The sequence below is a fragment of the Streptococcus sp. V869 genome (genome assembly GCF_054353515.1).
Window position 1 is genome coordinate 813,809 of the sequence record NZ_JBTHHW010000001.1, and the last position, 14,205, is coordinate 828,013.

14 protein-coding genes are annotated in these 14,205 nt (G+C 40.8%); 1 reads left to right on the plus strand and 13 read right to left on the minus strand.

Annotated elements, in window-relative coordinates; genetic code table 11:
* Window position 1: 1 nt before the first annotated feature.
* From ACXYSN_RS03985 to ACXYSN_RS04045, 13 genes are all read right to left on the minus strand, one after another.
* Window positions 2-1,105 carry a glycosyltransferase gene (locus ACXYSN_RS03985; RefSeq protein WP_458636235.1) on the minus strand — a complete coding sequence of 368 codons (1,104 nt, stop codon included), beginning with the start codon at window positions 1,103-1,105 and terminating at the stop codon, window positions 2-4.
* Window positions 1,095-1,931 carry a LicD family protein gene (locus tag ACXYSN_RS03990; protein WP_458636236.1) on the minus strand — a complete coding sequence of 279 codons (837 nt, stop codon included), beginning with the start codon at window positions 1,929-1,931 and terminating at the stop codon, window positions 1,095-1,097. The genes ACXYSN_RS03985 and ACXYSN_RS03990 overlap by 11 nt, the downstream gene beginning before the upstream one ends.
* 142 nt (window positions 1,932-2,073) lie before the next feature.
* Window positions 2,074-3,402 carry an LCP family protein gene (locus ACXYSN_RS03995; RefSeq protein ID WP_458636237.1) on the minus strand — a complete coding sequence of 443 codons (1,329 nt, stop codon included), beginning with the start codon at window positions 3,400-3,402 and terminating at the stop codon, window positions 2,074-2,076.
* Window positions 3,399-4,247 carry a prephenate dehydratase gene (pheA, locus tag ACXYSN_RS04000; protein ID WP_441348458.1) on the minus strand — a complete coding sequence of 283 codons (849 nt, stop codon included), beginning with the start codon at window positions 4,245-4,247 and terminating at the stop codon, window positions 3,399-3,401. The genes ACXYSN_RS03995 and pheA overlap by 4 nt, the downstream gene beginning before the upstream one ends.
* The gene (locus ACXYSN_RS04005) at window positions 4,244-4,720 is read right to left on the minus strand and encodes a shikimate kinase (RefSeq protein ID WP_458636238.1); all 477 of its coding nucleotides are present in this window, start codon (window positions 4,718-4,720) and stop codon (window positions 4,244-4,246) included. Before ACXYSN_RS04005 ends, pheA begins: the two co-directional genes overlap by 4 nt.
* Window positions 4,713-5,996 (minus strand): 3-phosphoshikimate 1-carboxyvinyltransferase, encoded by a 1,284-nt coding sequence (aroA, locus tag ACXYSN_RS04010; RefSeq protein WP_458636239.1) that lies wholly within the window; start codon window positions 5,994-5,996, stop codon window positions 4,713-4,715. The genes ACXYSN_RS04005 and aroA overlap by 8 nt, the downstream gene beginning before the upstream one ends.
* An 89-nt stretch (window positions 5,997-6,085) precedes the next feature.
* Window positions 6,086-6,424 (minus strand): YlbF/YmcA family competence regulator, encoded by a 339-nt coding sequence (locus ACXYSN_RS04015; RefSeq protein WP_458636240.1) that lies wholly within the window; start codon window positions 6,422-6,424, stop codon window positions 6,086-6,088.
* Between the two features lie 11 nt (window positions 6,425-6,435).
* Window positions 6,436-7,539 carry a prephenate dehydrogenase gene (locus ACXYSN_RS04020; protein WP_458636241.1) on the minus strand — a complete coding sequence of 368 codons (1,104 nt, stop codon included), beginning with the start codon at window positions 7,537-7,539 and terminating at the stop codon, window positions 6,436-6,438.
* A 9-nt stretch (window positions 7,540-7,548) separates the two neighbouring features.
* Window positions 7,549-8,715 (minus strand): chorismate synthase, encoded by a 1,167-nt coding sequence (aroC, locus tag ACXYSN_RS04025; RefSeq protein ID WP_458636242.1) that lies wholly within the window; start codon window positions 8,713-8,715, stop codon window positions 7,549-7,551.
* Window positions 8,716-8,724: 9 nt separating this feature from the next.
* Window positions 8,725-9,792, minus strand: coding sequence for a 3-dehydroquinate synthase (gene aroB / locus ACXYSN_RS04030; RefSeq protein ID WP_458636243.1), 1,068 nt, complete (start codon window positions 9,790-9,792; stop codon window positions 8,725-8,727).
* 18 nt (window positions 9,793-9,810) lie between these two features.
* A complete protein-coding gene (locus ACXYSN_RS04035; RefSeq protein ID WP_458636244.1) occupies window positions 9,811-10,665 on the minus strand; it encodes a shikimate dehydrogenase in 855 nt (284 codons plus the stop codon).
* On the minus strand, window positions 10,655-11,332 hold the full coding sequence (gene aroD / locus ACXYSN_RS04040) for a type I 3-dehydroquinate dehydratase (protein ID WP_006150082.1): 678 nt from the start codon (window positions 11,330-11,332) through the stop codon (window positions 10,655-10,657). The genes ACXYSN_RS04035 and aroD overlap by 11 nt, the downstream gene beginning before the upstream one ends.
* Window positions 11,329-12,492, minus strand: coding sequence for a class I SAM-dependent rRNA methyltransferase (locus ACXYSN_RS04045; protein ID WP_458636245.1), 1,164 nt, complete (start codon window positions 12,490-12,492; stop codon window positions 11,329-11,331). The genes aroD and ACXYSN_RS04045 overlap by 4 nt, the downstream gene beginning before the upstream one ends.
* 260 nt (window positions 12,493-12,752) lie before the next feature.
* On the opposite strand from ACXYSN_RS04045, the gene ACXYSN_RS04050 reads away from it, so the two are divergent.
* Window positions 12,753-14,204 carry an alpha-amylase gene (locus tag ACXYSN_RS04050; protein ID WP_458636246.1) on the plus strand — a complete coding sequence of 484 codons (1,452 nt, stop codon included), beginning with the start codon at window positions 12,753-12,755 and terminating at the stop codon, window positions 14,202-14,204.
* Window position 14,205 lies beyond the last annotated feature (1 nt).

Below are 14,205 nucleotides of genomic sequence, written 5' to 3' on the forward strand. Positions count from 1 at the left end.
GCTACTCCTCTATTAGTTTTTCTACTTGTTCAATTTGTTTAGCAATTGTAAACTGTTGAATAAATTGGCTAGCTTCATTAACATCAAAACTTGATACACCTGTCATGTAGTTATCAATCGCTTGAGCTGCTTCTTGATTACTATCAATGACTTTACCAAATCGACCTTCCTGAGATAATTCTTCTGCTCCGCCAACCTCGGTAGACACAAAGGGGACCCCTAGACTCAAGGCCTCAACATAGACCCCAGGAAAACCTTCCTGTTTGGACATGGATAATAGGACTTTCATATGAGAGAGATACTGATAAGGGTTCTTTTGATAGCCTAAAAAATGAATGTAGTCTTCAAGTTGGTATTCTAGCACTCTTTTTTTCAATTCACTTTCCATCTTTCCAGCACCTATAAAGTAGAGGTGATATTTCTTACCTTGTTGGTGCAACAGTCGTATAACTTCTACTACTCGGTCAGAACCTTTATTTTCCTCAATACGTCCAATGGTACAGATACTTTGAGGAGCTATGTCTATTGCTACTTTCTCTTTTGATTTTTCTAAAATACTTTCAAAATCATAACCATTATAGACTGTAGTCAATTTCTGTGAGTATTCTGGATAAACTTCTCTGATAGAATTGCTGGTTTTCTTTGAAATCCCCACAATCGTATCAGCAGCATCCAATTGTCGTCTATGAGATTCACGCTTTGATCTATCTGTTAAGAATTCTTCAATACTTCCATGAATCCAAGAAATCTTCTTCACTTCTTTTCGTTTAGAAAATAAAAGAGGAGGATTCATGATTGTAAAGGAAACCTCTACATCATATTGATATTTTACAAGTAAACGTCTTGTAAGTCTCGGAAAATAAATTCTCAATCTCCATAAAAGCGCTCTTAACCATCTTGGTTGGCGATAATCTTGAAAAGCTTTTAAAATTTTTACATTTTCAGGAACAGATTCGTATCCTTTATCAAAATGTTCCATTTCAAGAATGTCAATATCATACTTTTCCGGATCTAAGTTTGAAACAATCGTTGAAAGGATTTTTTCTGCACCTCCACCTAGAGAGAAGGACCACATAAAAAATAGAATTTTCTTCTTATCCACCATATTCTCCCTTATATTCTGTATAGCTTTTATCCATATCTGCTATAATGGCATCGTGGTGAGGCACTTGTTTTTCTGCTGGTGGTGGTGTCATATAATCACCAAAAGCTGTACTGAGATAGGCATCATACCCAACTGGAATAGGCATCTCTGTCCCTTCAAATGGTAGAAAAATACTATCTTCAAAGGCCTGAATTGGATATTTCTTCTTCATGTATCCTGGACCTGAGCATAATTCTGTGATACCATCACTTTCTGCTGGTCCATACTTGGTCATTTCTTTCTCAGCTTTTTTCCAGATACGATAACGTAGTGATTTAGAAGTTAATCCTAATAAAATCGTACTGCCCCATTTCATGAGAGCTCCATGTTTTTCTGGAATGGTTTGTGCACAGAAGAGGGAATAAATCAAAGCCCAACTGACCTGTTTCTTGCGCTCTGTTGGATTTTTAGGGTAGTAGTCCAAGGGAAGAACATCCAAGGCCAAGCCGTGCGGAAGGTCCAAGTCCTGTTGATAGGGCTTGATGCATGTTGTTTCCTTGTCTCGAATAGTGATAAAGAGATTGCGATCGACAAAGTTTTTATCACTCTTTGATAAGAAATATCGCTCATCCGCGTATTGAGGCCATAACTCAGCTAATTTTTCATAATCCTTGCGCGGCATAAAGAAATCTAAGTCATCATCCCAGGGGATAAACCCTTTATGTCGTAAAGCTCCAATCGCTCCTCCACCACACAAATAACAGAGCAAGCCATGTTCTTTACAAAAGGCGACAAAATATTCAGCCATCTCTAAACTACGAGCTTGAATTGCCTTTAAATCACTCATCCCATTCTCTTCCTCTTCTATAGAATTAGATCATTTCATTATACCATAAAAATGGTCAAAAAATCCATCTGATTATGTGAAAAATCAAAGCCTGAAGCACCTATTTTATTAGATGTTTCAAGCTTTGATTGATTGTTACATATTATCTAAATCCCATTTGGGCTAGCTTGTTCTGATAAGCCTTTTGATCCACTCGAAGGGCTTGACCTCCGTAGACATCGTAATCGTCTACCCAGTCACCAAGCTCTGGTATTGTTAGTTTTTCAATACCATTCTGACCGCCTTCGAGGACTGATAAACCGTTAGTCAGTAAGAAGGTATAAGGAATGTTGGTAGACGTCATAGCGAATACTTTACCTAAAGCTTCTGAACCTGTGAAAAGTTTTGTAGGATCCTTAATTTGCTGTAAAACAGCTGTCATGACTTGTTGCTGTCTACGAGTACGTCCATAGTCCCCTTCATCATCATCACGAAAACGTGCATAGTTGAGAAGTGTTGAACCATTCATTTGTTGTGTCCCAACTTTAATGGTTTGGGTTGGTGATTCAGTTTCTGTGGCATGCAAATCATCTCCAACTGTAGCTTCTGTAACTGGAACTCCGTTTAGGGTTGAAAACTGAGCATCAATGGTCACTCCATCAGGGAATAGCGTGTCAATAGCAGTCGCAAAGGCTTGGAAATCGACAAGGGCATAGTATTTGATATCCAAGTCAAAATTATCTTTTAGGACCTTACGGACCATTTCAGCTCCTTGTTTTCCTTCTTGCTCACCTAATTCGTAGGCCAGGTTCAACTTATGGTCTGCTTGTTTTTGACCGTTAATAACTTGGCTATAGCCATCGATATAAACTAGGTTATCTCGCATAAAACTAACCAGCTTAAGCTTCTTATCTTTACCACTAACATTCAGAACCATGATAGAATCCGTCCGTGTTTCTGAACTATTCTGTCCGATACGGCCATCTGTTCCCAAAATAAGAATATTGACACCATCTCGGGTATCCTGCCCATTGAAAACTTCAACCTGTGCGGCTTTGGCATCTTTCGGTCCATTTGAGCTATTTGGATTCGCTGATTGGAATCCCTTTAAGAACATGAAAATCATTCCAACCGCCGCACAAATCAAAAGCATTCCTAACCATGCGAGAATACGTTTGATTCGAAAAACTCTTTTTTTCTTAGGTTTCTTTTGCTTTGGAAGCTTAGCTTTTGGTTGGGGTTGGCCAGTACGACGACTTGCACGACTACGATTTGTATAACTAGGTAGGCCTATGTTAGATTCAGTAATTTCTTGATAGGCTACATCATCTGCCTCTTCTGTTACAACTGTACGTACGTTTTGTTGACCATCTAATTTAGCTTGCAAAAAAGCAAACTCTCTTCTTTCCTTTTCATTGAGATAATGAATATTTTTCAAGAGATAGTCATAACGTAATTTTTCATGGTGTGTCAGCGGATTTTCTCTAGTCATTCCTTCTCCTTCCCTTTATCCTGTATGGTATAGATAGGGTAAGCTCCAAGTATTTTATACTGGATACCAATCGTTTCTAATTCTTTTTGAGCAAAATAGACCAATTCTTTATCAGCATAGTCCACATCAATGATAAAAAAGTATTCACCCAAGGCTGTTTTAAGGGGACGACTCTCAATCTTAGTCAGGTCAATCCCGCGCCAAGCAAAGGTAGAAAGTGCCTTATATAATGCACCTGGTAGATTATCCGGCAAGGTTAAGGCCAGGCTCATCTTTTCAGAACTTGCTTCCAAAGGGATTTGTGGTAAGTTAGGCCCCAAAACCCAAAAGCGAGTAAAGTTGGCTTCCATTTCTTGAATATCTTGAGCGACTAGTTCTAATCCATATTCCTCAGCAGAGCTTTTTGGAGCAATGGCTGCAAATGGTTGATCAGGATGCTCAGAAACATATCGCGCAGCGTAGGCTGTACTTGCCGTTACCTCTAATTGAGCGTCTGGAAAATGTTCATCGATAAATTTCTTCCCTTGAGCCAAGGCCTGCGGATGAGAAAAGATTTTCTCTATTTTAGACTGTCCTGATACTGCCATCAGCTGTTGATGGATTGGCTGAACAATCTCTGCCACAGCTTGAATGCGAGCCTGGTGGAAAAGATAGTCCAGAGTCTCATGGACACTACCTTCAATGGAATTTTCAACCGGCACTACTGAATAGTCTGCTAATCCCTGTTCATAGGCCTTGATAACGTCCGTAATATTTGAAAATGGCTCTAGTTCCTCATGAGGAAAAGCCGTTTGCACAACATGGTGCGAAAAAGATCCTTTGGGACCTAGATAAGCAATTTTCATCTTAGTTCCTCTATAATTTCTTCTGGGCTTAAGCTTGACACGTCTACAATCTGACTAGCTACTTCTTCATACCAAGCCTGTCTCTCATCAAAAATAGCAGCTAAATCTTCCTTGCTATTGTTTAGAAATAGCGGGCGTTGATTGTCTTTATCAGCTGAAATTCGCTGGTAAAGGGTCTCAAAATCCGCTTTTAGGTAAATGTTATCTGGATTTTGCTTGAGCAAGGCACGATTTCGAGGAGAAATAACGATTCCTCCTCCTGTGGAGATAACTTGATCTGTCTTTAGCAGATCAGCCAAAACTTCTTCTTCTATCTGACGAAAAGCTGCTTCTCCTTTTTCTGAAAAGAAACGAGCAATCGGCATCCCCAAACGTTCTTCAATCAGGGTGTCCATATCGACGAAGTCAGGTGCTAGATTTCTAGCAATGGTAGATTTTCCTGCTCCCATAAATCCAAGTAAAACCTTAGCCATGAATCAAAGTCTCCAAATCATAAAAGAAGCTTGGGTAGCTAGTATTAATAGCTTCTGCACGATCCAATTCGACCTCTCCATCTGCAACTAAAAGAGCTGCAATGGCTGTCATCATGCCGATACGGTGGTCACCAAATGTATTGACTCTGGCTCCATGAAGAGCAGATTTTCCTTTAATAATCATTCCGTCTGCTGTAGGAGTAATAGCTGCCCCCATGTTATTTAAAGCATCAGCAACAACTTGAATACGGTCTGTCTCTTTGACCTTAAGTTCTTCAGCATCTTTGATAACCGTTTGCCCTTGAGCTTGGGTAGCAAGAAGAGCGATAATTGGTAATTCATCAATTAAGCGTGGAATCAAGGCTCCAGCAATCTCAGTTCCTTTTAAAGCTGAAGTTTCGACAGTTAAGGTTGCAGACTTGGCAATTGGATCAATATCAGTAAGTTCTAGTTTCCCACCCATAGCACGAATAACATCAATAATCCCTGTACGAGTTTCATTAATACCGACATTCTTAAGCACCACACGAGAATTTGGAACAATCAAACCTGCGACTAACCAAAAGGCTGCACTAGAAATATCTCCCGGCACAACAACCTTTTGTCCACTTAGTTTCTGTGGTCCTTGGACAGTGATTTTCTTACCATCGACACTCAAGTCTCCTCCAAATTGACGCAGCATATCTTCTGTATGATTACGAGTGCACTCCTTTTCAAGGATGACAGACTGACCTTGAGCCTGCAAAGCCGCAAAAATCAAGGCTGACTTAACTTGAGCAGAGGCAATTGGCAATTCATAATGAATAGGTTTTAAGTTTTTCGTACCTTTTAAGTGCAAAGGTGGCAAGTCTCTCTCTGTTTGACCAGAAATACTAACTCCCATTTTTTTCAAAGGAAGGGTCACACGGTCCATCGGGCGTTTGGAAAGACTATCATCTCCAAACATCTCCACTTCAAAATCTGCACCAGCAAGGACGCCTGAAATCAAACGAATAGAGGTCCCAGAATTCCCCATATCGAGAGCATTTTGAGGATCTTTCAAACCATCCATACCAACACCTTGAATGGTAACGACACCGTCCTTGTCCTCAATCTTAACACCAAGGTCACGAAAAACTTGCATAGTTGAGAGCACGTCTTCACCACGCAAAATATCATAGACCTTGGTCACACCCTCAGCCAAGCTCCCAAAAATGATAGAGCGATGACTGATAGACTTATCCCCTGGAACTCGGATAGAGCCATTTAAGTGCCCAATGTTTGTTTTTAATTTCATTCAGGACCTCATACTGACAATACTTTTTCTTATTTTATCATAAAAAGTCAGAAATTTCTTAAAAATTCCTGACTTTATGAGGTAAATTCTTATTTTAGAAGTTCTGAAATTGGTTCAAAGACAATTTTTTCAATATCAGAAAGGTAGATAGAAAGTTGTTGCTGTTTGGCAAAGAATTCTGACAAGAGGGCGTTCCCTTGAATCAACTTACCAAAAGATTCCATTTTTTCCTGGAAAGAAGCATCGGGAATTTGACCAGTTTGTGCCATGATTTGGATTTCATGCTGAAAAGCAATATAATCTGCAAAAACTTTGCTTGCTTCTGCATCTGCTTGTATGGCATCTCTAGCTTCTTTTACTGCCTTGTACTCTGGCAATTCGCGCAGTCCACGACTAAGTGCATTTGCACTATCATAAATATTTGACATAATTGTCCTCCTTATTTAATAACGACTGTGTAATTCGTATTTTCTGTAATGACTTGCTCAGCACGTTTTAAATCCTGAGCATTCTTAAAGGAAATTTGCAGAACCCCGTGAATATCTTCACGGTTCTCCTCATTGATATGGATATTGACCAAGGAAGTTCCTCTTAGCAATTCTAAGATGCGCAAGATGACGTTTTCCTCATCGGGAACGTCTACATAGAGGTCAAATGAGCTATCTACACCGCCACGTTTATGGATTTCCATAGCTTGACGTTGTTCACGCGCTTGATTAAAAAAGTTCCAGATTTGGTTTTCGTCACCCTTACTAATAGCTTGTCCAACCTCGTCTAAACGTCGCTTGAAATCCTCAATACGCTCAATGATGGTCTCTCGATTGGATAAGAGGATAGAAGTCCACATTCCTGGCTCACTTTCGGCAATCCGAGTCATATCACGAAAACCACCTGCCGCAAAACGTCGGGCCATCTCATGCTCTTCAGCATAACTGGCAGTTTGTTCCATCAATCCTGATGCTAAGATATGCGGAAAATGACTAATCTGAGAAGTCACTCGGTCATGCTCTGTAGCATCGATTTCAATGAAACGAGCGTGCAGACCTGACAGCAAGTCTTTCATTTCTTCAAGCGTGTCAGGACTAGTCAAAATTGATGGCGTAAAGATATAGTAGGCATTTTCAAAAAGATTAACATCGGCAGAAGCTGCTCCTGTCTTATGACTCCCTGCCATAGGATGAGCTCCTACAAAGCGAACAGGCTTATCTGCAAAACAGTTCTCAGCTGTAGCCACGATAGCTGACTTGGTCGATCCAGCATCAGAAATAATGACACCTTCTTTCAAATCCAAAGTTGCCAATTCTTGTAAAAAAGTAATGGTTTGCTTAATTGGCAGGGTAAGAATGATGACGTCTGCAAGTGGAGCAAAACTGGCAAAATCATCCGTCGCACGATCAATCATTCCTCGCTCCAAGGCAATATCTCTAGATGCCTGACTGCGATTATATCCTAAAATTTTATAATCAGGATGATCCCGCTTGATTCCCAGTGCCATCGAAGCACCAATCAAACCAAGCCCTGCGATATAGATGGTTTTTGCCATAAGAACTCCTTAATAATTCTTTGTATACTCCCGATGTTTTGTGATAGCTTCTTTTAACTCTTCCAGATTATCTGAGGAGAATTTCTCTAGAATTTCCTGAGCCAAGACCGTTGCTATAACTGCTTCCATAACGACGCCTGCTGCTGGAAGAGCAGTCGGATCACTTCTCTCTACTGTTGCTTTATAAGGCTCATGGGTTTCAATATCAACGCTCATCAATGGTTTATAGAGAGTTGGAATTGGTTTCATAACCCCACGGACAATAATCGGTTGGCCGTTGGTCATACCACCTTCGAAACCTCCAAGGTTATTAGTCCGACGAGTATAGCCATCTTCTGATGACCAGAGGATTTCATCCATGACTTGGCTGCCCTTAAGATGGCCTGCTTTAAAACCAAGACCAAACTCCACACCCTTAAAGGCATTGATAGAAACAACAGCTTGAGCTAGTCTCGCATCTAGCTTCCGATCCCATTGGACGTATGAACCCAGACCAACCGGAACACCACCGACAACAGTTTCAACAACACCACCAATGGTATCACCATCGCGTTTGATTTGGTCAATATAGTCCTTGATCTCCTGCTCACGTTCTTGGTTGACGATAGAAACTTCAGACTGGGCAGCTAGTTTCTTAATCTCTGAGACTGTTAAGTTTTCTGGAACATTGATTTCCTTACCACCGAAGATAACAACATGGTTAGCAATTTCGATATTAAGCTCAGCTAATAAACGCTTAGCAACAGCTCCAACTGCCACTCGCATGGTCGTTTCACGGGCAGATGAACGTTCCAAAGAATTTCGCAAATCATCAAAGCGATATTTGATGCCCCCAACCAAGTCTGCGTGACCTGGACGAGGATGTGTGATTTTTCGTTTACTTTTGAGTTTGTCCTCAATATCCTCAGCAGACATGATATCTAGCCATTTTTGATGATCCTTGTTAATGACATCCATGGTGATAGGAGCCCCTGTCGTCTTACCATGACGGACCCCAGAAGTGAAGACAACCTGGTCAGTCTCAATCTTCATGCGTCCACCACGCCCGTAACCACCTTGGCGACGTTTGAGATCCTCATTGATATCTTCTGCAGTCAAAGGCAGTCCTGCTGGAATTCCTTCAATAATTGCTGTCAGACGAGGACCATGTGACTCTCCTGCTGTTAAATATCTCATACATTCTCCTTATTTTACTAAGTAATCTTTCATTTCTTCGAGAGAAACTGGGTGAATCGTCGCTGAACCAAGTTCTGGCACCAAAACTAATTTCATGGTATTGCCACGCGCTTTTTTATCATGAGTCAAAGCTTGATAGAGTTTATCAAGGTCCCAGTTTTCATAATCAACAGGAAGACCAAACTTCTGACACATCTCTCGGATAGACTGGGTTATTCCCGCTGGCATGAGGCCTTTTTGTTCGGCTACCTTAGAGACCTGAACCATTCCCATGGCTACAGCTTCTCCATGCATGACACGTCCATAACCAGCAGTCGCTTCGATAGCATGGCCGATTGTATGACCAAAGTTGAGATACAAACGAATACCATTGTCCAATTCGTCCTCAACCACCATCTTGCGCTTGACCTGGCAAGAGTGTTCAATCAAACTTTCTGACTGCTCCAAAATACTCTCTACAGAACCATCCATCTCAGATAATAGATCCCAGAGTTCTGGATCTTCAATTAAGCCATACTTGATGACTTCACCCATTCCTTCAATCAACTCTCGCTTACCTAGGGTTTCAAGAACCGTTGGATCAATCAAAACACCATCTGGCTGAGCAAAAGTTCCCACCATATTCTTGGCAAAAGGTGTATTCACCCCTGTCTTACCACCAATAGACGAGTCTACCTGGGCAGTCAAGCTGGTAGGAATTTGGACAAAGTGAATACCTCGCATGTAAGTTGAAGCTACAAAACTAGCCAAATCACCAACTACTCCACCACCTAGGGCTACGATACCATCGCTACGAGTCAAATCTTGCTTGACCAAAAATTCATAAGCTTTTTGAACCGTAGTTAGATTTTTTCGTTCTTCACCCTCTAGAAAGTCAAAAACTGCCACTTGAAAACCAGCATCCTCTAAGCTCAATTTAACTTTTTCTGCATAGAGAGAAGCCACATGGTTATCGGTAATGATAACGACTTTTTGCGGTTGCCAAAGTTCCCGCAACCATTTTCCTGCTTGAGACAAGCATCCTTTTTCAATCTGAATATCATAAGGATGGTGAGGAAGGTCTATTCTGATTTTCATCGCAGTTCTCCTTTTTCTTTATTGATATTTTTGTGTTAATAATTCCCAGATTTGATCTGTTGGCATTTCCTTGTCAGTCCATAACTGAAAAGCTTCCGCAGCTTGATACAGCAACATGCCTAGGCCATTAACAGCGTGATTTCCCTGGCTCCTTGCCCACTTTAGAAATGGTGTTTCAAAGGGTTGATAAATCACATCTGCTACCAATAGCTTCTCTGGTAAAACAATACTTGTTGGGATTGGCTGAGATGCCCCATCCATCCCCACACTGGTCGCATTGACCAAGAGGTCAGCTTGAGTTATGTTTTCTTGGAGCTCTTGAGCATCCTCTAAGGCAAACAAATCTACTCTAAATCCTGTTTCATGCTGTAGCTTCTCTAAGTAAGGTTGTGTTTTTCCCATTGAAGCCGATCGTACAAAGACAGAAACCTGACTGACCCCATCTAAGATTGCCTGCGCCAAAATTGCTTTAGCTGCACCACCTGCCCCTAACAGAACCATTCTTTTTCCAGATATTTTAAAAGAAGGCAAGCTCTTAAAGAATCCCTTGCCATCTGTGTTATATCCAATTAAAGTTCCCTCTCGATTCACAACCGTATTGACAGCACCAATCAAACGAACTTCTTCACTCAATTGATCCAGATAAGGAATGACCTGCTCCTTGTAGGGCATAGAAAGATTAATTCCAAACATCTGATAACGACGAATATTGGCAACTGTTTCTGCCAAGTCAGTTCCTTCTATCTCCCAAGCAAGATAAACCCCATTGGTATTGGTTGCTTCAAAAGCTCTGTTGTGAATGAAGGGTGAAATGGAGTGTTTGATAGGATTGGCGACTACAGCTGCTAAACGTGTGTAGCCATCAATCTTCATTTAGTATCTCCCGAATTTTTTTCATGCTAGAAAGTGAAATCTGTCCTGGAGCACTGGCTTCGTCCAGACTCGCAAAAGACCAGCTAGAACCCGTCACATCTGAAGTGATACGAGAAACCTTACCCATTTTCCCCATAGAAATCGTCACATATTCTTGTTCTGGGTTCAATGTTTTAAAGCCACGTGTAAAGTTCATCAAATCCAATACATCTTGTTCTGTATGAGCCATAACCGCGATTTTTACAACTTTAGGATTTAAACTTGTTAACTCGGACAAGATTTCCATTAGATTTTCAGGTGTTTCTTGGAAATTATGGTAGCTTAAGACAAGGTTTGGAAATTCCAACATTTCCTCAAAAACATCCTTGTAGCTAAAATACTCAAAATCAATATAATCTGGTTGATAAAGCTGGGCTACTTCCTTGATAATTTGAACATATTCTTCTGACGAGAGTTCTATTTGACCACCCTCAGCACGAGTACGCAAGGTAAAAACAAGCTCACGACCCGCGAATTTTTCAAAAATAGCGGGTGCTACCTGCAAAATAGCTTCCTTTGGTAAGAAGTCAGCTCGCCACTCAATGATATCGGCATCATGGTACCGCATCACATCAATAGCCTGAGCCTCCTCTAAACTTCTTGGCATTACGGAAACAATTAATTTCATTTACTAACCTTCATGGTAATCACTTTGAGGTAATTACTACTTTCATCTTTTTCGTTGTAGACAAAGTCTGCTGGAAGTCCATATTTATTTAAAATCTGATACTTTCTTCCTGCAAATCCTTTGTTGATTTGTTCTGTGAATTTTTGACGAGAAACATTAGCCGCATTGGTACTAGCGATAATGATTCCACCGGGGTTTAAAATCTCTAGGCTTTGGGAAATCAACTTGTGATAATCCTTCGCTACAGAGAAGGTTTGTTTTTTATTTCGGGCAAAGCTAGGCGGATCCAGAACAATCACGTCGTAGCTCAACCCCTTCCTCTTAGCATATTTAAAGTATTCAAAGACATCCATGACAATCAATCGATGATGATCAAGACTCAGTCCATTAGCATGAAAATGAGCTTCTGATAGTTCTCTCGAACGCTTGGCTAGATCCACAGAAGTCGTTTCACTGGCACCTCCCATGGCTGCAGCAACTGAGAAGGCTGCTGTATAGGAAAACATATTGAGTAAGGATTTCCCCATAGCTAGACCATCAACCAGGCTACCACGAACTTCATGCTGATCCAAGAAAATCCCTGTCATAAGACCGTCATTCATAAAGACTTGGTACAAGACTCCATTTTCAAGAACAGTGAAAAAATCAGCTGCTTCTTGCCCATAGACGTGAGCAGACTCATAATTCAAACCTTTAAAACGAATCTTTTCATAGGCACCTAGGACTTCTGGAAACACCTGAGCAAAGGCGGCTATAATCTCTTGACGAAGGCTATAGATATAGGAGTTATACCAAGAAAAAACAACATAATCTCCATAAAGATCCAGTGTCATGCCACCAAATCCATCGCCTTCTTGATTAAACAAACGAAAGGCAGTTGTCAACTCATCTTGATAGTAGGTAGCGCGTCTTTGTTTGGCTTTTTCAAACAAACTTTCAAAGAAGGATTGGTCAAAAGAAACTTTCTGGTTAGATACAAACCATCCAATTCCCTTATTTTGACGGGATAAATAAGCCTTCCCTAAAAACTGTTTACTTTGATTGAAAAGCTCAACTTCTTGATCAGTTTCAGATAGCTCTGGAAAGTCAATCTCTTCCAAAACCATCTGACCCTTATTCAGTTTTTTTTCGACACGCCGGCTGACGAATACTTTTTTCATAGATACAATTATATCAAATTTGTTGAAATTTCACAAAACAGAAACTGGTTTTCTACATTGATTTCATAGGAAAGATGGCCCTTTATCCTTCATTTTCATCAATCGCTTTCAACAAACAGTCTCCCCTTTTATATTTTTCCAATGTCTAAGATAAAAAATGGACATAAAATATCACCCGTATATTTTACAGCGCAAACGTTTGCGTATTGCACAGCTTTGTGGTAAAATGATTGTCAAATTGTTAAGTATGAGGACTTTCTATGAAAAATCAAACCCTAATGCAATATTTTGAGTGGTATCTCCCCCATGACGGAAAACACTGGGAACGACTAACTAACGATGCTGAACACCTTGCTAACTTAGGAATTAGTCACATCTGGATGCCGCCCGCTTTTAAGGCTACAAACGAAAAAGATGTTGGTTATGGAGTCTATGATCTGTTTGACCTTGGTGAATTTGACCAAAAAGGAACTGTCCGTACCAAGTATGGCTTCAAAGAAGATTATCTCCAAGTCATTCAAACACTGAAATCTCATGGAATCCAACCGATGGCCGATGTCGTCTTAAACCACAAGGCGGCTGCAGATCATTTAGAATCCTTTCAAGTTATTGAAGTGGATCCAGAAGACCGCACAATCGAACTAGGAGAACCTTTCACCATCAATGGTTGGACCGGTTTTACTTTTGATGGTAGACAAAACACCTACAACGATTTTCACTGGCACTGGTACCACTTCACAGGAACTGACTACGATGCTAAACGTCGTAAGTCTGGCATCTATCTCATTCAGGGAGAGAATAAAGGTTGGGCTCATGAAGAATTAGTCGACAATGAGAACGGAAATTACGACTATCTCATGTACGCAGACCTGGATTTCAAACACCCCGAAGTCATCCAGAATATCTATGACTGGGCAGATTGGTTTATCGAAACGACTGGTGTAACGGGTTTCCGCTTAGATGCAGTTAAGCACATTGACTCTTTCTTTATGCGCAATTTCATACGCGATATCAAGGAAAAATATGGTCAAGACTTCTATGTTTTCGGAGAATTCTGGAATCCTGATAAGGAAGCTAATCTGGATTATCTTGAAAAGATTGAAGAACGCTTTGATCTTGTTGATGTTCGCCTTCATATGAATCTCTTTGAGGCAAGCCGGGCAGGAGCTGACTATGATTTAACAACTATTTTTGATGATAGTCTGGCTCAAATCAATCCGGATCGAGCTGTGACCTTTGTCGAAAACCATGATACACAACGCGGTCAAGCCCTCGAATCTACTGTTGAAGAATGGTTTAAGCCAGCAGCCTATGCTCTTATTCTTTTGCGTGAACAGGGTCTTCCCTGTGTCTTTTACGGAGACTACTACGGTATTTCTGGTCAATTTGCCCAGCAAGACTTTAAAGATGTCCTTAACCGTTTGCTAACTATCCGAAAAGAGTTAGCTTACGGTGAGCAAACGGACTACTTTGATGACCCTAATTGTATCGGTTGGGTCCGTTCTAGTACTGACGACCAATCACCTATCGCCGTTCTTATCTCAAACGCTCAAGAAAATTACAAAACCATGTATGTCGGTCAAGAGTGGGCAAATCAAACATTTGTTGATTTTCTTGGGAACCATCCAGAACAAGTAACTATTACTGCCGAAGGATACGGCGACTTCCCAGTTGCTGAGCGTTCAGTCAGTGTGTGGGGGCTTAGTTATTAAG

Bases quoted from the DNA above. Each gene is read 5' to 3' on its own strand.
- ACXYSN_RS03985 (WP_458636235.1), bottom strand. From the start codon at position 1,105: ATGGTGGATAAGAAGAAAATTCTATTTTTTATGTGGTCCTTCTCTCTA.
- ACXYSN_RS03990 (WP_458636236.1), bottom strand. From the start codon at position 1,931: ATGAGTGATTTAAAGGCAATTCAAGCTCGTAGTTTAGAGATGGCTGAA.
- ACXYSN_RS03995 (WP_458636237.1), bottom strand. From the start codon at position 3,402: ATGACTAGAGAAAATCCGCTGACACACCATGAAAAATTACGTTATGAC.
- pheA (WP_441348458.1), bottom strand. From the start codon at position 4,247: ATGAAAATTGCTTATCTAGGTCCCAAAGGATCTTTTTCGCACCATGTT.
- ACXYSN_RS04005 (WP_458636238.1), bottom strand. From the start codon at position 4,720: ATGGCTAAGGTTTTACTTGGATTTATGGGAGCAGGAAAATCTACCATT.
- aroA (WP_458636239.1), bottom strand. From the start codon at position 5,996: ATGAAATTAAAAACAAACATTGGGCACTTAAATGGCTCTATCCGAGTT.
- ACXYSN_RS04015 (WP_458636240.1), bottom strand. From the start codon at position 6,424: ATGTCAAATATTTATGATAGTGCAAATGCACTTAGTCGTGGACTGCGC.
- ACXYSN_RS04020 (WP_458636241.1), bottom strand. From the start codon at position 7,539: ATGGCAAAAACCATCTATATCGCAGGGCTTGGTTTGATTGGTGCTTCG.
- aroC (WP_458636242.1), bottom strand. From the start codon at position 8,715: ATGAGATATTTAACAGCAGGAGAGTCACATGGTCCTCGTCTGACAGCA.
- aroB (WP_458636243.1), bottom strand. From the start codon at position 9,792: ATGAAAATCAGAATAGACCTTCCTCACCATCCTTATGATATTCAGATT.
- ACXYSN_RS04035 (WP_458636244.1), bottom strand. From the start codon at position 10,665: ATGAAGATTGATGGCTACACACGTTTAGCAGCTGTAGTCGCCAATCCT.
- aroD (WP_006150082.1), bottom strand. From the start codon at position 11,332: ATGAAATTAATTGTTTCCGTAATGCCAAGAAGTTTAGAGGAGGCTCAG.
- ACXYSN_RS04045 (WP_458636245.1), bottom strand. From the start codon at position 12,492: ATGAAAAAAGTATTCGTCAGCCGGCGTGTCGAAAAAAAACTGAATAAG.
- ACXYSN_RS04050 (WP_458636246.1), top strand. From the start codon at position 12,753: ATGAAAAATCAAACCCTAATGCAATATTTTGAGTGGTATCTCCCCCAT.